Raw genomic sequence first — 22454 nt, forward strand, 5'->3', positions numbered from 1 at the left:
GTCGGTTATATCAACCGAAACGGCGCTCAAGGCAAGTCTTAAGGCTTCAGCGGGCCCCGTGCATCGATGGGGCCCATATCAGGCGAGGCGGAATGCGGCGATGGCGGCGTTCAGGGCCTGGGCCTGCTCCTCCAGCGATTCCGCCGCTGCGGCAGCCTGCTCCACCAGCGCGGCGTTCTGCTGCGTGGCTTCGTCCATGAGCGTGACGGCCTTGTTGACCTGTTCGATGCCCGAGCTTTGCTCGTTCGAGGCGGCAGCGATTTCGCCCATGATGTCGGTCACGCGGCGGATGGACGACACGATGTCTTCCATCGTGCTGCCCGCGCGTTCGGCCAGCGCGCTGCCGGTCTCGACCTTGGAGAGCGACGCCTCGATCATTTCCTTGATTTCCTTGGCAGCGGCGGCGCTGCGCTGCGCGAGGTTGCGCACTTCACCGGCCACCACGGCAAAGCCACGGCCTTGCTCGCCGGCGCGGGCGGCTTCCACGGCCGCGTTCAGCGCAAGGATGTTGGTCTGGAACGCAATGCCGTCGATCACGCCAATGATTTCCGATACCGTACGTGACGACGCGCTGATCTCGCGCATGGTCGCCACCACGTCGGTCACCACCGCGCCGCCTTGGCTCGCAACTTCCGAGGCGCTGTCGGCCAGTTGGCTGGCCTGACGGGCGTTGTCGGCGTTCTGGCGCACGATGGAGGTCATTTCTTCCATGCTGGAAGCGGTTTCCTCCAGCGAGCTGGCCTGCTCTTCCGTGCGTTGCGACAAGTCTGCATTGCCGGCGGCAATCTGCTTGGTGGCCGCGCCAATCGACTCGGAGCCGGTGCGCACGCGGCGCACGGTGTCGGTCAGTGCAGTCTGCATGCGGGCCAGGCCTTCGAGCAGGCGGCCCATTTCGTCGTGACGATCGATGCGCACACGCTCGGTCAGGTCACCGGCAGCAATGCGATCGAACTGCGCCAGCGCGGCGTTCAGCGGCCCCACGATCGCGCGCAGCAGCGACCACGCGCACCACAGCGCCACCACCAGCGCGAGGACGATGGCGGCAATCACAATCAACTGGAAGCGCGCATAAGCATCGCGCGATGCGTCGTAGTTGGCCTTGGAGAACGCCAGTTGCTTCTTGCTCAGCGCCAGGCTCGAATCGTTGGAATCGCGGAAGGCCTTGGAGACGCCCTTTTCCATGATCTTGTCTGCCGCTGCACGATCCCCGGCGCGCAGCGCCGTGATGATGTTGCGCAAGCTGCCGGCAGCCGCTTCACGCTTGGTGGCGACGTCCTTGGCCAGGCGTTCCTCTTCGTCGTCACGCGGCAGTGCCAGGTATTTCTTCCAGGCTGCATCCGATTCCGCAATCAACTCTTCGGTGCGGTCGAGCAGCTTCATCGCGCCCTTGTCTTCGGGATACAGCATCGCCTTGTCGAGCGCGGTGCGAGCACGCGTGAGGCTCAGATCGGATTCGCCCAGCGCGAGTGCGGACGGGAACTGATTGGTAAAGGTCTGTTCATGCGCGCGATTGGCATCGCGCAGGCCAAGCAAGCCCGCCACGCCAATCAGCAAGGCAAGCAGAAACAGAATGGAAACCGAAAGCACCAGGCGGGTGCGGATGGTCAGACGAGCGGACATGGGCGCGGCGAGAGTGGCGTGCACGGCTCTTCCCGCAGGCGCGACCATCGCGCCGGGCGGCCGGCTACCCTGGCACTATCGGCCGCGCAGCGCTGGAACTTGAGAGTGCAGTGATGAAGGCGTCACTAAAGCACATGCGTGGCGTGTCATTGATACTCCATCAGCACCGACATGGCGCCATTCACGGTGCCGGGCGTGATGTTGGCTTCGGTCTGAACATACGACACCCGCATCGGGATCGAGAAAGAGCCGCCCGTGTCCTTGTTGTAATCATCGACGGCGGTCGACGTATCAAATGCTGCCGCCGCGCCCGCATTGTCGGTCACCTTGATCTTCACGCCCTTTGCGGTGGAATCAGCGGAAAGCGGCAATACACCCGGTGCATTCTCAATGGTGCCGCCCTCAGGCGTGAGCCTGTAGAGAATCTTGTTGTATCCCTTGGGGCAGTTGTTGATCTGGATCTGGAAGCTGCGCTCGCCGGCCGTCGTCCCGATGCCGGTTAAGCGCCCTGCCCGCGTGGATGGCAGCACTACCGTCTGACTTGGCACCGAGCAGCTTTCTTCGATCCAGGTCACGCTCGTGTTGAGCCGGATATACCATTGGATCAGGTCGGAACTCCCCGGTTTTCTTACGAAAAACCAGAAATAAAGTTGGTTAGATTCTCCGTTATTCATTTCATAATGGTTTCTCAGCAACTGAAATTCGACAGGGGATGAAAATTCCATTGAGTCGTGTAAATCTTCACTCCACTTGCCCTGAGGCTTTCCATTGACGATAGTCTGAATATCCAGGCCTCTAAGTTCTGTGCCGGCGCGTGGCCCAGAGCCGTACCAGACCCAGTGGTCGCCTTCTAGGCTGAAGACAGCAAACCTGACCAACATGCAGCTGGCTTCGCCACAAATCTGTTGAGGCGTCCTGTATGCCCTTACCATAACCTTATCAACCGGAGCATTTTTCGGCAGTACGAGCGGATTGGGGAAAGGGAAGATATTGCGGCTGTCATCGGCCAAAGCCAGCGTTGCCACAGGGAAAATCAGGGCGGCTAATACTGTGCATCCAATCCTGCGCATGACTTGCGCGCTCAGTCTTTTTGTCATCATTAAATCGTCGCAAAAATGGTTTTGCAGCAGCCGGGCAGCCAAATTTCACTTATCGCGTTATTTCAATTTAAACCCGACTGAATTCCTACGCGCATCTCCGTTGAATTGCGAGATGCCGCCGAAGCGCCGTCCGTACGGTGAACAACGCGCTGCTAATTGACCTTTCCAGCTATTGCAATGCAATGCCTGGTCGGAATTCTGGATGTTGGGCGATGCCAGATATGTAAGCGCAGTCTTAAATGCAGCTCAATGCAGACACGCAACGCGCCAAGCCGAATAACCAATGTGATTTGGGAAGAGACCCGCCGACGCGACAGGTCAGGGCGTGGACCGTGCGGGCGGGATGCCTGCACGCGAGATAGGACCAAGCCGCATGCGAGTGCGCATCCGGCTGGCAGTCATTGAATGGACAAAAGAAACGCCGACCGACGTCGGCGAACGGTACAAGGCGGCAAAAGCAGAATCCGCCGCCCTTATCTCACCCGTCGTACGAATACGCGCGCCGATGCCGAACCGCCTCGGCCAGTATGTCGAGCACGGGCTCGGTCTGCGCCCAGCTCAGGCAGGCATCGGTGATCGACACGCCGTACTTGAGCGGCACGCCCGGTTTCAGGTCTTGGCGGCCCGCTTCGAGATTGCTTTCGACCATCACGCCGACGATCCGGTGGTCACCCTGCGATAGTTGCCGCGCCAGATCCTGTGCGACATCGACCTGCCGTTCATGCGACTTGTTTGAATTCGCGTGCGAGCAGTCGACCATCACCTGTTCGCGCAACTTTGCCGCGCGCAGCGCCGCGCAGGTCGCCTCGATGTGCGCGCTGTCGTAGTTCGGCCCGCTCTTGCCGCCCCGCAGGATCACGTGCGCGTCGTCGTTGCCGCGCGTCTCGAAGATCGCGGCCATACCCATCTTGGTCATGCCCATGAACGCATGGCTGGCGCGCGCCGCGATGATCGCGTCAGACGCGACCTGCACGCCGCCGTCGGTGCCGTTCTTGAAGCCGATCGGGCAGCTCAAGCCCGACGCAAGCTGCCGATGGCTCTGGCTTTCTGTCGTGCGCGCGCCGATCGCGCCCCAGGCGATGAGGTCGGCAATGTATTGCGGGCTCAGCAGGTCGAGGAATTCCGTCGCGGCGGGCAGACCGAGGGCGTTGACGTCAAGCAGGAGTTGCCGCGCAGCGCGCAGCCCTTCATTGATGCGGAAGCTGCCGTCCAGACGCGGGTCGTTGATGTAACCCTTCCAACCGACCGTCGTGCGCGGCTTCTCAAAGTAGACGCGCATGACGATCAGCAGGTCGTCCTTCAGTGCATCAGCCGCAGCCTTGAGGCGGCGCGCGTAATCGAGCGCTTGGTCGTGATCGTGGATCGAGCACGGGCCGACGATGAGCAGCAGCCGGTCGTCGCGGCCGTGCAGGATGTTGCTGATGGCCCGGCGGGTGTCTTCGACGAGCGTCTGCGTATCGGCAGGCACGGGCAGCTCGTCCAGGAGCAGCGCCGGGGAAATAAGCGGACGCACCGCGCCGATGCGGGTGTCGTCGATACGCGTCGTGTCTTGCGTCGCGTCGGCGGTGCCCACCTCGCGATCATGTGAGGGGTTGTCGAGGTTTTTCATTGCAATCTCAGGGGGATTTCAAATAGTAGTCACGGGCCTGACGTCAACAGCGCGCCATCGCGCACTTACGCCGCGCACTTAAGCGGGCTTAAGCGGACTTGCCACCGCGCGCCTGACGATAATCTTCAGCAAACGCAGCCCATTGCTTGAGCGACACGTCTTTGCCATGCGCCGCCAGCTTCAACGCCGATTTGCGCCATGCCGTGCCGGCCGCGTAGTCCTGCACCGTTTCCACGAGATCGGTTCCGTGTCGGCCACAGCCGCGCAAATGACACCACGCTGCCACGCGCGCCATGGTCTGCAGGGCATCGTCCAGGTTGGCGACCACGTTCTTGCCCGAGCCCAGCACAACGCGGTCGGCGGTCGGCTGCAGGCTCTTGACGACGTACGACTTCAGTTTCTCGCCCTTGGCTGCGTAGACAACACCGCGCAGCAGTGCGGGCGAAATGGCCTGCGACAGGCGCTGGATATCGACCACGCGCCCGGCCTCGCTACGCCACGGCGCAACGCTGCAGGCGTCGCCCAGCACATCGTCCCAGACACTTGGGATGGAGAGCTTGATGTCGATCAGGCGCAGCGTGGAGGGGTCGTTTTCGGGGCGAGCGAGCACGGAATAGCGCTCAAGGCCCAGACTGCCTGTGCCGGCAATCCGCCGCGCGACGTCGATGGCGATGAAACGCTGGCCGTTGCCCTGCTGGCCGTAGGCCTCGAGAATGCGGCGCGCGCGGCGGGCCTCTTCCTTGCTTGCCCGTAAAGTGCGCCGGCCGTCGATGCGCAGGGTGACCCGGTTGCCGTTGCGTTCGGTGCGATCGGCCAGGTACGCCGCGCGATTGCGCTTGCGCAGGCCGCGCAGCAGATTACGCACGATGCCCGTGGCAGTGGCACGCTCAACCCAGCGCGGCTTGCCATCAACCAGCGCAGCCGCATACGTGTCGAGAAAGCGCCTGCACAGGTTATGAGCGTCTTCATCGGCCAGCTTCCAGCTGAAGGACGCCACCTGCAGGCTGGACAGCACGCGCACCAGGTCGACGGTGAACGGCGCGGCCAGTGCCTCGTCAAAGTCGTTCATGTCGAAGTAGACGAGGCCGTTGTCGCCCTTGAAGCTGCCAAAGTTCTCGAGGTGCAGATCACCGCAGACGAGCGTGCGGGGCGCGTCGTGCAGCAGCGCCGCATCGGCCAGCGACGCGGCATACAGGTTGTTGGTGCCGCGAAAGAATGAAAACGGGTCAGCGGCAATGGCATCGAGCTTGCGGGTCAGCCGCTCGGGATCACGCCCCGCGTTGTATTCAAGCAGGATGCGGGTGCTGTCGTGCATGGTCGCGGCCTCGTCGATTTGTTTGGCTTGGAGTGGAGTGCAATGCCCTCGAAAATCGAAGATTACGCGTTGATTGGCGATTGCGAAACCGCGGCACTGGTTTCGCGGGACGGGTCCATCGACTGGCTGTGCTGGCCGAGGTTCGATTCGGGCGCCTGTTTTGCCGCGTTGCTCGGCACACCGGACAACGGCCGATGGCGCTTGGCGCCGCGGGCTGGCGGGCGCACCGTGCGGCGCCGCTACCTACCTGGCACCCTGGTGCTGGAAACCGTGTTCGAGACCGACACCGGCTCCGCCAGCGTGACAGACCTGATGACGGCCCGGCTGCCGGGCACGGCCGGTGCCCGGGATGACACGTCGGACCTCATCCGCATCGTGCGCGGGTTGTCCGGCACTGTGGACATGCGCATGGACCTCACGCTGCGCTTCGATTACGGCACATCCGTGCCATGGGTGAGCCGCGTGTCCGAACTCACGGGTGCGGCTGCCGAGCGCCCATGCGACACGCCCGATTGCGTACTGCGGGCCGTGGCCGGGCCCAATATGACGACGCTCCGCACGCCTGCGCCAATCCGCGGCGAGAACCTCTCCACCGTGGCGGATTTCACGGTGAGCGAGGGTGATGCGGTGCCCTTTGTGCTCACGCATTCGCCGTCGCACCTGCCGTTGCCGGCGTCGATCGACGCGCTCGAAGCGCAGGTCGACATCGAGGCACGCTGGCGCGCGTGGGCGGGCCGCTGCCACGGTGCGGGCGAATGGACCGAAGCCGTGGAACGCTCGCTCATCACGCTCAAGGCCCTGACGTATCACCGCACCGGCGGCGTCGTGGCCGCGCCCACCACATCACTGCCTGAACAGCTCGGCGGGGTGCGCAACTGGGACTACCGCTACTGCTGGCTGCGCGATGCCACCCTCACGCTGCTCGCGCTCATGAACGCCGGGTTCTATGACGAGGCGCGCAGTTGGCGCGAATGGCTCGAACGCGCAATCGCCGGCAGCCCCGCACAGGTGCAGATCATGTACGGCATTGCCGGCGAGCGCCGCCTGGGTGAGTGGACTGTTCCGTGGCTGCCCGGCTACGAAGGCGCGCAGCCCGTGCGCGTGGGCAACGCGGCGGCGATGCAGCTCCAGCTCGACGTGTACGGTGAACTCATGGACGCCCTCTTCATCGCCCGTAAAGGCGGCCTGGATGGCGACGAAGCGTCGTGGCAGCTGCAGGTCGCGCTGATGACGCACCTCGAAAGCGTCTGGCAGACGCCCGACGAAGGCATCTGGGAAGTCCGCGGCCCGTCGCGCCATTTCACGCATTCCAAGGTGATGGCGTGGGTGGCGTTCGACCGCGCCGTCAAAACCATCGAGCAGTTCAACGTGGACGGCCCGGTAGAGCGCTGGCGCGCCGTGCGCGATCGCATCCACGCGGAGGTTTGTGCGCACGGCTACAACGCCACGCGCGGCTGCTTCGTGCAGAGCTACGGGGGCGATGAGCTGGACGCCGCGCTTCTGATGCTGCCGCTCGTCGGCTTTCTGCCGGCATCCGACCCGCGCATCCAGGGCACGGTCAAGGCCATCGAAGAAGACCTGCTCGTTGATGGCCTCGTGCGCCGCTACCGCACCGAAGCCGTGACCGATGGCCTGCCGCAGGGCGAAGGCGTATTCCTCGCCTGCAGCTTCTGGTATGTCGACAACCTCGTCATGCAAGGCCGCCAGGACGAGGCTCGCGCGCTCTTCACCAAACTGCTGGCACTGCGCAACGACGTCGGCCTGCTGGCTGAGGAATACGACCCGCGCGTGAAACGGCTGGTTGGCAACTTTCCGCAAGCGTTTTCGCACATCGCGCTCGTGAATTCAGCGCTGACGCTATCTGCCGCGGCGGATCACGTCAGCCAGCGCACGGCCGCCCCGGCTCGCCGCGCAGCTGACGACCGGCCGAACCCGGTAAAATAGCGGCCATGACCGAATCGACCGCATTCAGCCCCATGCCAGACGACGCAACCAGTGCTTCCGACAGCACCCTGCTGGGCCGCCCAGACAGTCCCTGCATCGGCATTTGCTCGACGCTCTTCGACGAGGTCTGCCAAGGCTGCGGGCGCACACAGCTTGAGGTCAGCAACTGGGTGTTCATGACGGACGAAGAGCGCAACACGGTCTGGACGCGCATCCTGGCCGAAGGCACGGCCCAGGGCTACAACCCAGATGGCAGCCGCAAGTAGGCACAGCGCGTCAAACACAAAAAAACCCGGCCGAAGCCGGGTTTTTCATTGGTGCGGCACGCCCAGCCGATCAGGCTGACTTCGCAGGATTGAGCTGCATCGCCTTGTACTCCAGGAACTCCTCCAGGCCGTACTTGCCGTTCTCGCGCCCGTGGCCGGACTGCTTGTAGCCGCCAAACGGCGCCTGCATGTTGAACGGTCCGCCGTTGATGTTCACCTGGCCCGTGCGGATGCGCCGCGCCACGCGAATCGCACGGCTCTCGTCGCCCGACCACACACCGCCGCCCAGGCCGTAGATGCTGTCGTTGGCAATGCGGACGGCCTCTTCCTCGTCGTCGTAGCAGATCACGGTGAGCACGGGGCCGAAGATTTCCTCGCGCGCCACGGTGTCGGTCGTCTTGACGTTGCCGAGCACCGTCGGCTTGACGAAGAAGCCGGTGGACAGGCCTTCCGGCGTGTCGGCGCCGCCGGTAATGAGTTCGGCGCCCTCTTCCAGGCCCTTGCGGATGTAGCCCAGCACGCGGTCGCGCTGCACGGCAGAGATGAGCGGCCCCAGGCGCGTGGTTTCCTGCGCCGGATCACCCGGCACGTAGGCGGCGGCAAACTGCGCGGCCAGCGCCTTCACCTCTTCGTACTTCGCGCGCGGCACCAGCATGCGTGTGTGCGCGGAGCACGTTTGGCCAGAGTTCAGGAAGCACGCCGACAACGTGCCCTTTACCGCCGATGCCAGGTCCGCATCATCCAGGATCACCGACGCCGACTTGCCGCCCAACTCCAGCGCCACGCGCTTGACCGACTGCGATGCCAGTTCCGCCACACGCTTGCCTGCACGCGTCGAGCCCGTGAACGACACCATGTCGACATCCGGATCACTTGCCAGCACCTCGCCCACCACCGGGCCATAGCCGGTGACAAGGTTGAACACACCCGGCGGCAGGCCGGCTTCTTCAATGACTTCCGCCAGCACGAAGGCGTTGAGGGGCGCCACTTCCGACGGCTTGAGCACCACCGTGCAGCCAGCCGCCAGCGCGGGCGCAACCTTCAGCGTGATCTGGTTGAGCGGGTAATTCCACGGCGTGATGGCACCCACCACGCCCACCGGCTCACGCACCACCAGCGAGTTGCCAACGTGCTCTTCAAATTCAAACGTGCTGAGCAGCTTAGCGAAATTGCCCCAGTTATAGACGGGGCCGCCCACCTGGATGGCGCGTGCCAGCTTGATCGGCATGCCGACTTCGCCGGCAATCAACTGCGCCAGCTCTTCGCTGCGGGCCTGCAGGCCGTCGGCAATCTTCTGGATGTATTCGGCGCGCTTGGCCACCGGCGTGGCAGCCCAGTCGTCAAATGCGGCGCGGGCCGCTGCCACGGCGGCTTCCGCATCGGCCGCGCTGCCCTCTGGAATGGTGCCCATCACCGCTTCAGTGGCCGAATGAATCACTTCAATGACGCCCTTGCCTTGGGGCGCCACCCACTTGCCATTGATGAAAAGCTTGTCGCGTTGCTGCATCGTTGGTCGTCTCGCTCTGGTGGATGCGCGATTTGCGCGTTGTGCTATCCGGGTTGCGACTGAGGCCCACGTCGCCCCCGGGCGGTTATGATCGGTCTATTGTAGAGCCAGCAGAGCGCGCGCTGCAGACGCGCCGGCCGAGGGAGACAGCATGACCACCACCATCTACCAGAAGACCGAAAAAGGTCAGGACGAGATCCGCACACGTGCGAACCACCTCGACCAGCGTCACCGCGCGGTCCTTCTGATGATCAACGGCGAAAAAACCTGCGACGACATCCTCGTCCAGCTGCAACCCCTGGGCATGACGCAAGCCGTGTTCGGCGAGCTGGAGACCGGCGGTTATATCCGCCCGCACGCGGCGGGGGCGACTACGGCAAAGGCTGAACCGGCGAATGCGGCTGCGGCTGTGCCACCGACGACGGCCGCCGCACAGGCAACCACTTCAAAGGAGCCGGCCGCCGAAGGCTATCAACGCCTCTACCGCTTCTATACCGAAACCATCAGCCGGTATCTTGGCCTGCGCGGCTATCTGCTGGAGATGAAAGTGGAGAAAGCGGGCAACATCGCCGAACTCGTCGCCCTGCGCGACACGCTCAAGACCGCACTGAGCAAAACGCGCGGCGAGCCCGACACCAGCAACGTGATCGCCCAGCTCGATCTGCTGATCGACGAGGCCACCGGCTGACGGCAGGACGTCGTCGCTTGCATGAAAGGCGGTCGCGTGAACCGCCTTTTTTTTCGCGCGCCGTTGAATGCGAGCGTCCGGCGGATCTTGAGACCGCCGCATCGCAGAATGGGAAAACTTCATTAACATGGCGAATCCCATTCGCGTGCTTCATGGCAAAGGTCCGCCCATGCCCATCGATATCCGAGCTCTTCGTTACTTCGTTGAAACCGCGCGGCTGCAGAGCTTCACGCAGGCGGCGAGTTCGCTCTCGGTAACACAGTCCACCATCAGCAAGATGGTGCGTCAGTTGGAAAACGAGGTTGGCCAGCCGTTGCTGATCCGCGAAGGCAGGCAGGTGCGGCTCACCGACGTGGGCCGTGTCGTGTATGCGCGAGGCCAGGAAACGCTTGGTGTGGTGCACAGACTGACGCTTGAAGTCGCGGATCTGTCTTCGCTCGGACGGGGCGAACTCACGGTCGGCATCCCGCCGATGGTGAACCTGTTCTTCTCGCCCGTCGTCAGCGCGTTTCGGCAGCGTTATCCCAACCTGGCGCTGAACCTGGCCGAGTACGGCGGCAAGACGGTGGAACAACAGGTAGCCAACGGCGAACTGGAGGTCGGCGCCACGGTTCTGCCCGGCGACAGCGGCCTCGAACTCGCTACGCGGCAGTTTGCAAAGTATCCGATCTGGGTGGTGGGACCGCGCAAAGCGAAATGGGCCAAGGGCAAGACCGTCAGCCTCTCGGCGCTGCGTGACGAGCCGCTGCTGTTGCTGGCCGAGGATTTCTCCCTCACGCGCAAGCTGCGCCAGGCGTTTCTCGAAGCCCGCATCGACCCGCACATCGCCGCGCAGAGCGGGCACTGGGAATTCCTCGCCTCGATGGCGGCTGCGGGACTGGGCACGACGTTTTTGCCACAGCCGCTGGTGGCCAACCTTGCCAACCGCGACAAGCTGGCCGTGGCACGCCTGACCGCTCCCGACATGGATTGGGCGCTTGCGCACCTGTGGTCGCCGGGCCGGTACCTGTCCCACGCCGCTCGCGCGTGGCTTGCGACGTGCGAGGAAGTGCTGGGCGCCTGAGCAGCGGCGCCCACGCATCAAGCGCTCAATGCAGGTTCCGGGAGCACGCCTTCTTCCGTGAACCCCGCCGGAGCCATCGAGCCCTCATCGCGGAAGCGGACGTGCCAGGCCAGCGCCTCTTCCAGCAGATGCGGGGTATGTCCGCCGCGCCGCTGCGCGCGCACAACGTAGTCGCGCAGCAGCTCGCGGTAGCGGGGGTCCGCACAGTTGCTGATGATCTGCACGGCACGCTCGCGCGGCGCCAGCCCGCGCAGATCGGCCAGCCCGTGTTCGGTGACGATGATGTCGACGTCGTGCTCGGTGTGGTCCACATGCGAGACCATCGGGACGATGCTCGAGATGTCGCCGTCCTTGGCCAATGACTTGGTCACGAAGACCGACAGATGCGCATTGCGCGCAAAGTCGCCCGAGCCGCCAATGCCGTTCATCATGTGCGTGCCGCCCACGTGTGTCGAATTCACGTTGCCGTAAATGTCGCATTCCAGCGCGGTGTTGATGGTGATCAGACCCAGCCGGCGGATCACCTCCGGGTGGTTGCTGATCTCTTGCGGCCGCAGCACCACGCGCGACTTGTAGCGCTCCAGTTCTGTCAGGAACCGCTTGTACACCGGGCGGGACAGCGTGATCGACGAAGCCGAGGCAAACGCCAGCTTGCCCGAGTCGAGCAGCTCGATGGAGCTGTCCTGCAAGACCTCCGAATACATCTTGAGGTCATGGAACGGCGAGTCGATGAAGCCATGCAGGACCGCGTTGGAAATCGTCCCGATACCCGCCTGCAGCGGCTGCAGCGTGGGCGAAAGACGGCCGGTGCGGACCTCTCGCGCCAGGAATGCGTTCAGATGCCCGGCGATGGCGTTGGTCTCCACATCGGGCGGCAGCACGTTGGACGGGCTGTCGTCCTGCCCCGTGATGACGATGGCAGCAATCTTGCGCGGATCGATCGGGATATATGGCAGGCCGATGCGCTGTTCCGGTGCAATGAGCGGAATCGGCTGACGGTGCGGCCGCTGCACCGGGAAGAAGATATCGTGCAGCCCTTCCAGATTGGCGGGCATGTTCAGGTTGATCTCGACAATCACCTGTTTCGCCAGCACCGCAAAGCTGGCGGAATTGCCTACCGACGTGGTCGGCACGATGCCGCCATTCTCGGTGATGGCCGTGGCTTCAACAACCGCCACATCCAGCGGTGCAATCTGCCGCGAACGCAGTTGCTCGACGGTTTCCGACAAGTGCTGGTCAATGAACATGACCTCGCCTGCGTTGATCTTGCGTCGCAAGGTGGCATCGGCCTGGAACGGCAGGCGGCGGGCAATGACATCGGCTTCGGCCAACACCTTGTCGATGTCGTTGCCCAGCGATGCGCCAGTCATGAGGGTGATGCGCAGCGGCTCGTGCGCAGCACGTCGGGCCAGGGCAAACGGCACGGCCTTGCAGTCGCCGGCACGGGTGAAACCGCTCATGCCGACCGTCATGCCATCGCGGATCAGGGCTGCGGCTTCGTCCGCAGACACCACTTTGTCCAGCAAGGATTGCAACCGAATGCGGCCGCCAATATCAGAGGTCATCTCGTCTCCTGGGTACTTCGCCGTGCCTGCGTTTGGCGCTTCTTGGTGTGACGCGCGGCGCCTGGTCCGCAGCTCTCGGCATGTTCACTGTGATATGCAGCCCCAGTGTAGCGACGGCAATGAATTCCGATAGCGATAAAAAATCATGGAATCCAGTCGGTTTATTCATAGCTGGCCGACCTTGGTGGCGCGTCCGCCGCTTGCGGTGAATACCAAAAGCAAAGGGCCGCACATAGGCGGCCCCTTGATCACCGCGAAGAATCGATGCTAACCATGCGCAGCATCAAGCTGTGCGTAATCCTCGCTCGGCAGCACGGCTGTCAGGGCTCGGGGAAACGCGCGAGCTTGGCGGCATTTTTCGGCACCGGATATTGCGCCACGTTCATTTCCATGGCGAGCAGCGTGTAGTAACCGCAGATACCGGTCATGTCTACGATGCCCTTATTGCCGAAGCGCTTTTCCGCCCGTGCATAGGTGCCGTCGCCCACGCGCTTGTTGCGGATCAGTTCGGTCGTGAAGTCATAGACGATCTCCTCGTCCTCACTCATCCCGGTGGGGCGGCGGCCATCGGCAATCGCATCGGCAATATCGGGTTTGATGCCGGCCTTCAGGGCGATCGGATGGTGCACGTACCACTCGTAATCCTGGCTCCATTCCCGCGCAGTGACGAGGATGACCAATTCGCTCAGCGTGTTGCCGATGGCGGAGTGATATCGCAGATAGTCGCCCATGGCGCGGGTCTGGCTCATCACCTCCGGGCTATGCATCAGGGGCTCGAACGGGCCGAATACAGGCACCTTGCGCGCAGCCTGGAAGTCTTGCGCTGCCTTGGCCTGTTCGGCGTCGTATTTGTCCGGCGGAATGGTTGGCAGGCGCCCGGCTGCGTGTGCAGACGTCATCAGCACCAATGCGGCTGTCGACAGTAATGTCAGTACGTTTCTCAACGTCAGTCTCCTCATATGTTTTGATTGTTCTTTGCTGGTGCAGAACGCAACGGCACGCATGCAGGTGCGGCGTTCGCCCAAGGCATTCTGGAATCGGGAGGAGGTACTGTCAACGCAGCCTTGGCGAGCAGCACGCGAAGCGCCGATCAGGATCGGACAACGTGTGTTCGCCTTGCAAAGCCCGCCGCCAAAAAAAGAGGCCGCACATCGGCGGCCCTTTCGTGACGGCAGAGGATCGGCGCTCAGACTTCGACGCCCTGGCTCTGCAGGTATTCGTCGTAGGTGCCGAGGTAGTCGGTGAGCGTGCCGTCCGGGCGCACTTCGATTACGCGCGTGGCCAGGGCGCTGATCAACTCGCGATCGTGCGACACGAAGATCAGCGTGCCTTCGAACTTGTCCAGCGCGATCTGCAGCGACTCGATGGATTCCATGTCCATGTGGTTGGTCGGCTCGTCGAGTGCCAGCACGTTGTGACGGCCCAGCATCAGCTTGCCCCAGATCATGCGGCCCTTCTCGCCACCGGAAAGCACCTTCACGCTCTTCTTGATGTCGTCGGCTGAGAACAGCAGGCGGCCCATCGTGCCACGCAGCGATTGGTCATCGTCACCTGCCTGCGTCCACTGGCTCATCCAGTCCATCAGGTCGCGGTCTTCGGGGAATTCTTCGTAGGTGTCCTGCGGCATGTAGCCGACATTGGCGTTCTCGGCCCACTTGACGGTGCCGCCGTCGATCTCGATGCCGCGCTGCACGCCGGTCTTCACGGCGCCGTTCAGCAGGCAGCGCAGCAGCGTGGTCTTACCCGCGCCGTTCTCACCGATGATGGCGATCCGCTCGCCCGCGCGCACGGCCATCGTCAGGCCATCGAAAATCTTGCGGTCGTATGTCTTGCGCGCGTTCTCTGTTTCCACCGCCAGGTTGTGAAGCTTCTTCTCCATCTCGAAACGGACGAACGGGTTCTGGCGCGACGACGGCTTGATGTCTTCCACCTTGATCTTGTCGATCATCTTCAGGCGCGACGTAGCCTGGCGTGCCTTGGACTTGTTGGCCGAGAAGCGGCGCACGAAGTCCTGCAGGTCGGAGATGCGCTCCTTGGCCCGCGCGTTGGCAGCCTGCAGGCGTTCGCGCGCCTGCAGGGAGGCTTCCATGTAGTCGTCGTAATTGCCCGGGTAGACCTTGAGCGTGCCGTAGTCCATGTCGGCCATGTGCGTGCAGACCGAGTTCAGGAAGTGGCGATCGTGGGAGATGATGATCATGGTGGAGTTGCGCTCGTTGAGCACCGATTCCAGCCAGCGGATCGTGTTGATGTCGAGGTTGTTGGTCGGCTCGTCCAGCAGCAGCACGTCCGGGTTCGAGAACAGCGCCTGTGCCAGCAGCACGCGCAGCTTCCAGCCGGGCGCGACGTTGCTCATCGTACCGTTGTGCTGGTCGGTCGGAATGCCCACGCCCATCAGCAGTTCACCGGCACGCGCTTCGGCGGTGTAGCCGTCGTATTCGGCGTACTTGGCCTCCAGGTCGGCGGCCTTCATGTAGTCGTCGTCGGTCGCTTCCGGGTTCGCGTAGATGGCATCGCGCTCCTGCGCGGCGGCCCACATTTCGGTGTGGCCCATCATCACCACGTCCAGCACGCGCATGTCTTCGTAGGCGAACTGGTCCTGGCGCAGCTTGCCCAGGCGCACGCCTGGCTCCAGGATCACGTTGCCGGAGCTCGGTTCCAGATCGCCGCCCAGGATCTTCATGAAGGTCGACTTGCCGCAGCCGTTGGCGCCGATCAGGCCATAGCGATTGCCCTCGCCAAACTTGACCGAGATGTTCTCGAACAAGGGCTTGGGCCCGAACTGCATGGTGATGTTGGCGGTGGAAAGCACGTTGAAACCTTGATTTGGAAAGCGGTGATCTGGCGCGGCAAGCACTTGGCCGTCGCCATTTGGGGAACCTGAGATTTTACCACCCGGACGTGACCCGGATGGCCCGGGGGCTTATGCCTTCAGCGTCGGATACCCCGACAAGTGCAGCGTAAAGCCCGTGACATCGACATCCAGCTCGGCCTGTGCGCCAATCGGCAGCGTCGCCTTGGTCGGGCAATGGCCGAACGGCAAGCCTGTGACGACCGGAATCGACAGGCGTTCAGCCAAGTAATCGCGCATGGCGTCGAAATCGTAGCCGGCATCGTAAGGCGTGGTGCGATAGCCCGAGAAGTCACCCAGCACCAGCGCCTGCTGCGTCTCCAGCACGCCGGCTTGCTGTAACTGCAGCAGCATGCGTTCCACGCGGTACGGATGCTCGTTGATGTCTTCAACAAACAGGACGCCGTCGCGGATATCCGGCAGATACGGCGTGCCGATGAGGCTGCACAGCATGGCCAGGTTGCCGCCCCAGAGCGTCCCGGCGTAGCGCCCCGGGCGCGCACAGCCATTCGGTTGCGGCACCTCCACGCGCAACGCATAGGTCGGGTTGCGCAAAATGCCCCAGAAGTGCTCGACCATGAATGGGTCGATGTTTTCCAGCCCGAAGTCCGAACACACGTGCGGGCCGGCAAACGTCACGCCGCCCGTAGCCGCCAGGTACGCCAGCGAGAACACGGTGAAATCGCTGTGCCCCACGATGATGGCGTCCGTCGCCTGCGCGCGACGACCGATGTCGATGAAGTCGATATGGTCCAGCAAGCGCGTGAGGCCGTACCCCCCGCGGATTGCCATGGCGATTTCCTGGCCAGGGCCCGTGCCGATCTGGTGCAGGTCAGCCAATCGCGCAAGTTCGCCACCTGCAAAACGCTGATGCTGCCGGCTCAAGCATTCAAGGTTGACGACCGTGCAGCCCTGCGCTTCCAACGCCGCCACGCCGCGCTCGGCAATGGCCGCATCGTTCGGATAACCGGAAGGCGCAATCAGGCGGACAGTGGTCATGTGGCGGATTCGTCGGGTTCGGTGGACGCCAGGCGTGCGGCCTTCTGGCTCGCGCGGCGCTCGGCGAAGAAGGCGCGCAGCATGTCGCCGCATTCCTGCGCGAGCACACTGCCGGTGATGGCGGTCTGGTGGTTCAGCCGCGTTTCTGCAAACAGGTCGAGGATGCTGCCGGCTGCCCCCGTTTTGGGGTCGGGCGCGCCATACACGACGCGCGCCACGCGGGCATGCAGCATGGCGCCGGCGCACATCACGCACGGCTCCAGCGTCACGAAGACCTCGCAATCGGGCAGGCGGTAGTTGCCGAGGTTTTCGGCGGCCTGGCGCAGGGCGCGCATTTCGGCATGCGCGGATGGATCATGCGTGCCGATCGGCGCGTTGTAACCGACGCCGACGATCTCGTTGCCGCGCACGACCACCGCACCCACCGGCACCTCGCCCTGCCCCCATGCGAACTTGGCCTGCACGAGCGCCTGCTGCATCCAGTAGCCGTCCCGCTCGTGGGCGGACATGTCGGCAGGCGGGGTGAGGACGTGCGGTGTGGTCATGCGATCCGGTGTTATCGAATCAATCCTGCTCGTGCGGGCGCGCAAGCTTCACGTCGGCCCAGCAGTTCGGGGTTTCGTACAGCACGAGCTTGGACAGGCGCAGATGGTGCCCGAACGTGTTGCGGAATACCGGCTCGAGGATGTCGAAGGCCACCTGCGCGAGGTTCTCGACGGTGGGCACGTCATTCAGCACGACGGTCTTGTGACCGCCTTCCATACCGTTCAGGAATTCAACAAGCTTGGTATCGCCGCGATAGACGAGGAAGGCGTGATCCCAGAGGTCGACGAGGTGCTTGTTGGCGAGCTGCTTGACGTCGCCGAAGTCGAGAATCATCCCGTCGTCGGCAGCCTTGTCGTTGTGCAGGACAACGCCTTCGAGCGTGAGTTCGAGCTGATAGCGATGGCCGTGCAGGTTGCGGCACTGGCCAGCATGGCCGGGGATGCGGTGGCCGGCATCGAATTCGAGCCGGCGCGTGATGGAAACGGTCTTGGTCATGGAGCAAGGTGGCGGCAGCGGGCGCCGCGAAACGGCTGGAACCGGCAGAAAACCGGGGACAAAGTGCTGCGCCCGCCTTAGCGGATGCCCAGCATCTTATGGGTTTGCAGCGACAGGCGCCAGCGCGGCCGGCGCTGGCACAGCTCGACGGCTGCCGCCGTATTCTGCCGGGCAAGCGGGCCGTCCATGGCCTGCAGGAAGAAATGCTGGAAATCCAGCCGTTCGTATGCGTCGAGGTCCTGCCCGTCTTGCGGGATCACCACCTTCAGCTCGTCGCCGCGCGTGACGACGAGTTCGGAACCCATTTTGGGGCTCACGCACACCCAGTCGATGCCCTCCGGCACGGCGATGGTGCCGTTGGTCTCGATGGCGATTTCGAAGCCGCGTGCGTGCAGCGCGTCGATCAGCGGCGTGTCGAGTTGCAGCAGCGGCTCGCCTCCGGTGCAGATGACGAGCGGTTTGCCGCCCGTGGCGTCGGCCGGCCATTCGGCGGCAACGGTATCGGCGAGTGCATCGGCGGTGGTGTATTTGCCGCCTTGCGTGCCGTCCGTGCCGACGAAGTCGGTGTCACAGAACTGGCAGACGGCGGTGGCGCGATCGGCTTCGCGCCCACTCCAGAGATTGCAGCCGGCAAAGCGGCAGAAGACGGCTGCGCGGCCGGTGTTGGCACCCTCGCCTTGCAGCGTGTAGAAAATTTCCTTGACGGCGTAAGTCATGTCTGAACGGTGGCATTCACAGGAGAACGACGCAAAAGCGACGTAATTCCCGCGCAAACCGTACCAGTGCCCACTAGTGATTAACCCGACATTGTTTCATAAATCGGGCCATCGCGTCGCGCTACCCGCAGAAGGACGCCAACGTCACAAAGGAAAATGCGCCCTCTGGGGTCAGCCATGCCGCAAAAATGAAGGCGGCGCCGGCCGCCGCCAGCGCCCATGCCGCCCATCGCTTCAGGCGCGCCTTCATGCCGATTGCACCATCGGCGTGCGCGCGAGTTGGCGATCGTCGATCGGCCAGTGCAGCAGCGCGGCCACCACGCCGAGCACCATCGCGCCAATCCAGATCGCATCGTAGGAATGCAGGTGGTCGTACACTACGCCGCCCAGCCAAACGCCCAGGAACGCGCCGATCTGGTGGCCGAGGAACACGAAGCCGAACAGCGTGCCGATATAGCGCACCCCAAACACCTGCGACAGCAGCCCGTTCGTCAGCGGTACCGTGCCGAGCCACAGCAGGCCCATCACGATGGCAAACGCATACAACGTTGCCGGCGACAGCGGCAGCAGGATGAACAGCGCAATCGCCGCCGTGCGAATCAGGTACAGCAACGACAGCAGATACTTGCGCCGGAACAGCCCGCCCAACGCGCCGCAGTAATACGTGCCGACGATGTTGGCGGCGGCAATCAGCGCCAGCGCGATCATGCCGTGCCGGCCGGTGAGCCCCTTGTCGAGCAGATACGCCGGCATGTGCGCACCGATAAAGGCGAGCTGGAATCCGCACGTCAGGAACCCAAGATTCAGCAGCCAGAAACCGCGGTGAGCAAAGGCCTCGCGGATGGCCGCGCCCATGCTTTGATGCGCCTCCTGCGCGGCGGCAGTCGATGCCTTTTCGCGCAGCGGCGCGGCCAGCGGCACGAACATCGCCATGATCACCGCCATGACGACCAACGCCGTCACCCAGCCCACCGTGCTCAGCAAACCCTGTGCGGTCGGCACCATCACGAACTGGCCGACTCCGCCCACGGCGCCCGCCACGCCCAGCGCCCAGCTACGCCGCTCGGGCGACGTCAATCGGCTGATTGCGCCATACACGACGCCGAACGACGTGCCTGACAGCCCCAGTCCGATCAGCCCACCCGCCGAGAGCGTGAAGCCCAGCGGCGTGCCCGCATGTGCCATCAGCAGCAAACCGAGCGCATAGACGACGATGCCGGCCACCACCACCTTGGCGGCACCGTAGCGGTCGGCCAGCATGCCCGCAAAAGGCTGTGCCGCGCCCCAGATGAGGTTTTGCAACGCGATCGCCAGGCCGAAGGTTTCGCGTGTCCAGCCATGGCCCATCGTGACGGGCACGAGGAAGAGGCCTTGCACGTGCCGAATACCCAGCGCCACGCCGATCACCGCCCCGCCGGCCAAGACCGGCAACCAAGGCGATTGCGTGAGAGATTTCGATGTCATGAGCGTTTTTCTCCGATGTGACTGACATTCCTGCTTTGCAAGCGTGCCGAATGCGCATTTGGCTGGAATGTCGTCCGATGGCTTATTAAACTTCGCCCTATCCGGCTTCTCAATTGATCTTTGAGAACGTCTTGCATGAGGAAAACGCATGTCGACTCCACTGGTTCGGTTGGCCTCCCTGGACTTGTTGCGCGGCTTCGTCGCGGTAGGCCGGCGCATGAGCATCACGCTCGCCGCCGATGATCTGTGTCTGACGCAATCGGCCGTGAGCAGGCAGGTGTCTGCGCTGGAGGACGCGCTGGGCGTGAAGCTGCTGGTGCGCGGGCACCGCTCGATCGCGTTCACGCCCGAAGGTGAACGCCTGTTCCGTAACGCCGACAGTGTCGTGCAGCAGTTGCAGGACGCCATCGGCGCCATTCGCGTGGCGGCCGAACGACGGCCGGTGACGATCACCGCCAGCATCGGCGTGACCGGCCTGTGGCTGCTGCCGCGCCTGGCGCGCTTCCAGCTGCAATACCCCGACATCGACGTGCGCGTGGCCACCAACAACCGGCTCGTCGACCTGAAGAACGAAGGGATCGAGCTTGCCATCCGGTATTGCCCACCGACCGATGCGCCGCCCGGCGCAATCCGGCTGTTTGGGGAGACCGTTGCGCCGGTCGCGCATCCGTCGCTGGGGCTGCGCTCGCTGGATTCCGCCGAGGCGCTTGCGGGCCTGACTCTGCTCGACTTTGACGACCGCGACCTGCGCCGCCCCTGGCTGCAGTGGACAGACTGGCTGGCCGCTGCCGGCTGGAGCCACGCCAAGCCGCGCACCGTGCTGCGCTTCAACCAGCACGACCAGATCATCCATGCAGCGGTGGCCGGCCAGGGCATCGCGCTCGGGCGTCTGGAATTGATAGCGCCGCTGCTGGCCGACGGCCGTCTGGTCACCGTACCGACCATCGCCCCCGGCGTGCGTAACACGCATGCGTACTGGCTGATCCAGTCCGAGCCGAACCCGCGCCGCGACGTGCGCGATGTGGCCGCCTGGATCTGTTCAGAAGCGGCCACCCAGGCCACGCATGCGTCTGGCGCATCCGAACTTGCATGAAAGGCGTTTGAACGCACACCGCGCCCCACGTGAAATGCGGCCAACGACATCACGCTGGAGGCCGCATGGACGCCCTCGCCCGACCGCAGACCGCAGCACCCGAGCCCGCCGCTTACAACGCCACATGGGAAGCGCTCGTCCCCGCGCCCGCCGTCGAGTTCTGGTTCGACTTCGCGAGCAATTACAGCTATCTGAGCGTGATGCGCATCGAGGCCGCTGCGGCACAACTCGGCGTGCGCGTGGTGTGGAAACCGTTCCTGCTGGGGCCGATCTTCCAGTCGCTCGGCTGGGCGAGTTCGCCGTTCGTGCTGCAGCGGGCCAAAGGCCATTACGTCTGGCAGGACATGGCGCGCGAATGCACCAAGCACGGTTTGCCGTGGACGCAGCCGAGCACGTTTCCACGCGCCTCCGTCCTGCCGCTGCGCGTTGCGCTGCTCGGTGCAGACACGCCGTGGATCGGCGCCTTCTGCCAGCGGATCATGCTGCGCAATTTCGCGCAGGACCGCGACATCCATACGCCCGACGCAGTGGCCGAAGAACTGACGGCACTCGGATTGCCGGCCGACGCCATCCTCGCCCGGGCCCAGTCCGACGCCAGCAAGCCCCACCTGCGCGAGCAGACGCACGCCGCGCAGATTCGTGGCATCTTTGGCGCTCCCATGTTCTTTGTCGGCGACGCGATGTTCTGGGGCAATGACCGCCTGGACGATGCGCTCGCCTGTGCCGCAGCATTGCAGTCCAACCCTTATCCACTTCACACCGGATAGCCCATGCCGACCCAGATCGAAAAAGCCCACGCCTTCCGCACGCTGCACGAGCGCAGCGGCACCTTCGTGATCCCCAACCCGTGGGACCCGGGCTCGGCCCGGCTGCTGGCATCGCTCGGCTTCGAAGCGTTGACCAGCACCAGCGCGGGCTTCGCGTTCTCGCGCGGGCTGCCCGACTATGGCGTCGGCCGCGACGCCATCCTCGCGCATGTGGCTGACCTGGCTGCCGCTACGGACGTACCCATGGCGGCCGACCTGGAGAACGGCTTTGGCGATGCGCCGGAAACCGTGGCTGAGACGATCCGCCTGGCAGGCGCCACCGGCATCGTCGGCGGCTCGATTGAAGACGCCACGGGCCGCGCAGATGCGCCCATCTATTCGCTGGAAGCTTCGGTTGAACGCATTCGCGCCGCGGTGGAGGCCGCGCGCTCGCTGCCGTTTCCGTTCACGCTCACCGCACGCGCCGAGAACCACCTGCACGGCCGCGACGATCTGGCCGATACGATCCGCCGCCTGCAGGCCTTCCAGGACGCCGGCGCCGACGTGCTCTACGCCCCAGGCCTGAAAACGCGCGACGAGATCGCCACCGTCCTGCGCGAGATCGATCGCCCGCTCAATGTGCTGATGGGCTTTGCCGACGGCAACCTGAGCGTGGCCGAGTTGACCGAACTGGGCGTCAAGCGCATCAGCGTGGGCGCCACGCTGGCGCGCGTGGCCATGGGCGCGTTCCAGCGTGCAGCGGAAGAACTGCGCACCGCCGGCACGTTCAACTTTGCACGCGATGCCGCCAGCGGGGCCAAGCTCAACAGCCTCTTTGCGCCGTTCGCCTGACGCGCGCGACCAAGCCAA

At 64.0% G+C, this 22454-nt stretch carries 20 protein-coding genes; 7 read left to right on the plus strand and 13 right to left on the minus strand.

All coding sequences use genetic code 11. The features are described from left to right. Nucleotides 1-78: 78 nt before the first annotated feature. The 4 genes from ACU8YE_RS07095 to ACU8YE_RS07110 form a co-directional block, all read right to left on the minus strand. Nucleotides 79-1620: a methyl-accepting chemotaxis protein gene (locus ACU8YE_RS07095; RefSeq protein ID WP_316871322.1), complete on the minus strand. Its 1542-nt coding sequence runs from the start codon at nucleotides 1618-1620 to the stop codon at nucleotides 79-81. A gap of 146 nt (nucleotides 1621-1766) precedes the next feature. Then, the gene (locus ACU8YE_RS07100; RefSeq protein WP_446928398.1) at nucleotides 1767-2762 is read right to left on the minus strand and encodes a fimbrial protein; all 996 of its coding nucleotides are present in this window, start codon (nucleotides 2760-2762) and stop codon (nucleotides 1767-1769) included. Nucleotides 2763-3198: 436 nt separating this feature from the next. Continuing rightward, a complete protein-coding gene (locus tag ACU8YE_RS07105) occupies nucleotides 3199-4329 on the minus strand; it encodes a 3-deoxy-7-phosphoheptulonate synthase (RefSeq protein WP_232042782.1) in 1131 nt (376 codons plus the stop codon). 88 nt (nucleotides 4330-4417) lie between these two features. Beyond that, a complete protein-coding gene (locus ACU8YE_RS07110; RefSeq protein ID WP_446928399.1) occupies nucleotides 4418-5644 on the minus strand; it encodes a DUF2252 family protein in 1227 nt (408 codons plus the stop codon). Between the two features lie 42 nt (nucleotides 5645-5686). On the opposite strand from ACU8YE_RS07110, the gene ACU8YE_RS07115 reads away from it, so the two are divergent. Both ACU8YE_RS07115 and ACU8YE_RS07120 read left to right on the plus strand, forming a co-directional pair. Further along, a complete protein-coding gene (locus tag ACU8YE_RS07115) occupies nucleotides 5687-7588 on the plus strand; it encodes a glycoside hydrolase family 15 protein (RefSeq protein ID WP_414560623.1) in 1902 nt (633 codons plus the stop codon). A 5-nt stretch (nucleotides 7589-7593) separates the two neighbouring features. Further along, on the plus strand, nucleotides 7594-7854 hold the full coding sequence (locus ACU8YE_RS07120; RefSeq protein ID WP_024975718.1) for a DUF1289 domain-containing protein: 261 nt from the start codon (nucleotides 7594-7596) through the stop codon (nucleotides 7852-7854). A 70-nt stretch (nucleotides 7855-7924) separates the two neighbouring features. Here the strand turns inward: ACU8YE_RS07120 and ACU8YE_RS07125 are convergent, their stop codons facing one another. Continuing rightward, on the minus strand, nucleotides 7925-9361 hold the full coding sequence (locus ACU8YE_RS07125) for an aldehyde dehydrogenase family protein (RefSeq protein ID WP_414560622.1): 1437 nt from the start codon (nucleotides 9359-9361) through the stop codon (nucleotides 7925-7927). Nucleotides 9362-9512: 151 nt separating this feature from the next. On the opposite strand from ACU8YE_RS07125, the gene ACU8YE_RS07130 reads away from it, so the two are divergent. Next, on the plus strand, nucleotides 9513-10049 hold the full coding sequence (locus ACU8YE_RS07130; protein WP_232042778.1) for a hypothetical protein: 537 nt from the start codon (nucleotides 9513-9515) through the stop codon (nucleotides 10047-10049). Nucleotides 10050-10218: 169 nt separating this feature from the next. After that, nucleotides 10219-11112, plus strand: a complete 894-nt coding sequence (locus tag ACU8YE_RS07135) for a LysR substrate-binding domain-containing protein (RefSeq protein ID WP_446928463.1) — start codon at nucleotides 10219-10221, stop codon at nucleotides 11110-11112. A 17-nt stretch (nucleotides 11113-11129) separates the two neighbouring features. Here ACU8YE_RS07135 and ACU8YE_RS07140 read toward each other — a convergent pair whose 3' ends face one another. From ACU8YE_RS07140 to ACU8YE_RS07175, 8 genes are all read right to left on the minus strand, one after another. After that, complete coding sequence (locus ACU8YE_RS07140) at nucleotides 11130-12677, minus strand: acetyl-CoA hydrolase/transferase family protein (RefSeq protein WP_232042777.1); 1548 nt, start codon at nucleotides 12675-12677, stop codon at nucleotides 11130-11132. Between the two features lie 320 nt (nucleotides 12678-12997). Next, a complete protein-coding gene (locus tag ACU8YE_RS07145) occupies nucleotides 12998-13621 on the minus strand; it encodes a carboxymuconolactone decarboxylase family protein (RefSeq protein ID WP_446928464.1) in 624 nt (207 codons plus the stop codon). Between the two features lie 242 nt (nucleotides 13622-13863). After that, a complete protein-coding gene (locus ACU8YE_RS07150) occupies nucleotides 13864-15486 on the minus strand; it encodes an ABC-F family ATPase (RefSeq protein WP_232042775.1) in 1623 nt (540 codons plus the stop codon). Nucleotides 15487-15597: 111 nt separating this feature from the next. Then, nucleotides 15598-16524, minus strand: a complete 927-nt coding sequence (gene ldcA / locus ACU8YE_RS07155; protein ID WP_446928400.1) for a muramoyltetrapeptide carboxypeptidase — start codon at nucleotides 16522-16524, stop codon at nucleotides 15598-15600. Next, the gene (gene tadA / locus ACU8YE_RS07160; RefSeq protein ID WP_433867298.1) at nucleotides 16521-17069 is read right to left on the minus strand and encodes a tRNA adenosine(34) deaminase TadA; all 549 of its coding nucleotides are present in this window, start codon (nucleotides 17067-17069) and stop codon (nucleotides 16521-16523) included. The genes ldcA and tadA overlap by 4 nt, the downstream gene beginning before the upstream one ends. Nucleotides 17070-17088: 19 nt before the next feature. Beyond that, on the minus strand, nucleotides 17089-17565 hold the full coding sequence (gene queD / locus ACU8YE_RS07165; protein WP_322016669.1) for a 6-carboxytetrahydropterin synthase QueD: 477 nt from the start codon (nucleotides 17563-17565) through the stop codon (nucleotides 17089-17091). 77 nt (nucleotides 17566-17642) lie between these two features. Further along, nucleotides 17643-18281 (minus strand): 7-carboxy-7-deazaguanine synthase, encoded by a 639-nt coding sequence (gene queE, locus ACU8YE_RS07170; protein ID WP_439891243.1) that lies wholly within the window; start codon nucleotides 18279-18281, stop codon nucleotides 17643-17645. 246 nt (nucleotides 18282-18527) lie between these two features. Continuing rightward, nucleotides 18528-19745: an MFS transporter gene (locus ACU8YE_RS07175; protein WP_446928401.1), complete on the minus strand. Its 1218-nt coding sequence runs from the start codon at nucleotides 19743-19745 to the stop codon at nucleotides 18528-18530. Between the two features lie 148 nt (nucleotides 19746-19893). Between ACU8YE_RS07175 and ACU8YE_RS07180 the strand changes: the two genes are divergently transcribed. From ACU8YE_RS07180 to ACU8YE_RS07190, 3 genes are all read left to right on the plus strand, one after another. After that, nucleotides 19894-20838: a LysR substrate-binding domain-containing protein gene (locus ACU8YE_RS07180; RefSeq protein WP_446928402.1), complete on the plus strand. Its 945-nt coding sequence runs from the start codon at nucleotides 19894-19896 to the stop codon at nucleotides 20836-20838. Nucleotides 20839-20903: 65 nt separating this feature from the next. Then, nucleotides 20904-21605 (plus strand): DsbA family protein, encoded by a 702-nt coding sequence (locus ACU8YE_RS07185; protein ID WP_446928403.1) that lies wholly within the window; start codon nucleotides 20904-20906, stop codon nucleotides 21603-21605. A gap of 3 nt (nucleotides 21606-21608) precedes the next feature. Continuing rightward, nucleotides 21609-22436, plus strand: coding sequence for an isocitrate lyase/PEP mutase family protein (locus tag ACU8YE_RS07190; protein ID WP_446928404.1), 828 nt, complete (start codon nucleotides 21609-21611; stop codon nucleotides 22434-22436). Nucleotides 22437-22454: the final 18 nt, after the last annotated feature.

The organism is Ralstonia sp. VS2407, assembly GCF_052950655.1.

Bases quoted from the DNA above. Each gene is read 5' to 3' on its own strand.
- ACU8YE_RS07120 (WP_024975718.1), top strand. From the start codon at position 7,594: ATGACCGAATCGACCGCATTCAGCCCCATGCCAGACGACGCAACCAGT.
- ACU8YE_RS07175 (WP_446928401.1), bottom strand. From the start codon at position 19,745: ATGACATCGAAATCTCTCACGCAATCGCCTTGGTTGCCGGTCTTGGCC.
- ACU8YE_RS07135 (WP_446928463.1), top strand. From the start codon at position 10,219: ATGCCCATCGATATCCGAGCTCTTCGTTACTTCGTTGAAACCGCGCGG.
- ACU8YE_RS07110 (WP_446928399.1), bottom strand. From the start codon at position 5,644: ATGCACGACAGCACCCGCATCCTGCTTGAATACAACGCGGGGCGTGAT.
- ldcA (WP_446928400.1), bottom strand. From the start codon at position 16,524: ATGACCACTGTCCGCCTGATTGCGCCTTCCGGTTATCCGAACGATGCG.
- ACU8YE_RS07095 (WP_316871322.1), bottom strand. From the start codon at position 1,620: ATGTCCGCTCGTCTGACCATCCGCACCCGCCTGGTGCTTTCGGTTTCC.
- ACU8YE_RS07105 (WP_232042782.1), bottom strand. From the start codon at position 4,329: ATGAAAAACCTCGACAACCCCTCACATGATCGCGAGGTGGGCACCGCC.
- ACU8YE_RS07115 (WP_414560623.1), top strand. From the start codon at position 5,687: ATGCCCTCGAAAATCGAAGATTACGCGTTGATTGGCGATTGCGAAACC.
- ACU8YE_RS07190 (WP_446928404.1), top strand. From the start codon at position 21,609: ATGCCGACCCAGATCGAAAAAGCCCACGCCTTCCGCACGCTGCACGAG.
- tadA (WP_433867298.1), bottom strand. From the start codon at position 17,069: ATGACCACACCGCACGTCCTCACCCCGCCTGCCGACATGTCCGCCCAC.
- ACU8YE_RS07185 (WP_446928403.1), top strand. From the start codon at position 20,904: ATGGACGCCCTCGCCCGACCGCAGACCGCAGCACCCGAGCCCGCCGCT.
- queD (WP_322016669.1), bottom strand. From the start codon at position 17,565: ATGACCAAGACCGTTTCCATCACGCGCCGGCTCGAATTCGATGCCGGC.
- queE (WP_439891243.1), bottom strand. From the start codon at position 18,281: ATGACTTACGCCGTCAAGGAAATTTTCTACACGCTGCAAGGCGAGGGT.
- ACU8YE_RS07125 (WP_414560622.1), bottom strand. From the start codon at position 9,361: ATGCAGCAACGCGACAAGCTTTTCATCAATGGCAAGTGGGTGGCGCCC.
- ACU8YE_RS07180 (WP_446928402.1), top strand. From the start codon at position 19,894: ATGTCGACTCCACTGGTTCGGTTGGCCTCCCTGGACTTGTTGCGCGGC.
- ACU8YE_RS07140 (WP_232042777.1), bottom strand. From the start codon at position 12,677: ATGACCTCTGATATTGGCGGCCGCATTCGGTTGCAATCCTTGCTGGAC.
- ACU8YE_RS07130 (WP_232042778.1), top strand. From the start codon at position 9,513: ATGACCACCACCATCTACCAGAAGACCGAAAAAGGTCAGGACGAGATC.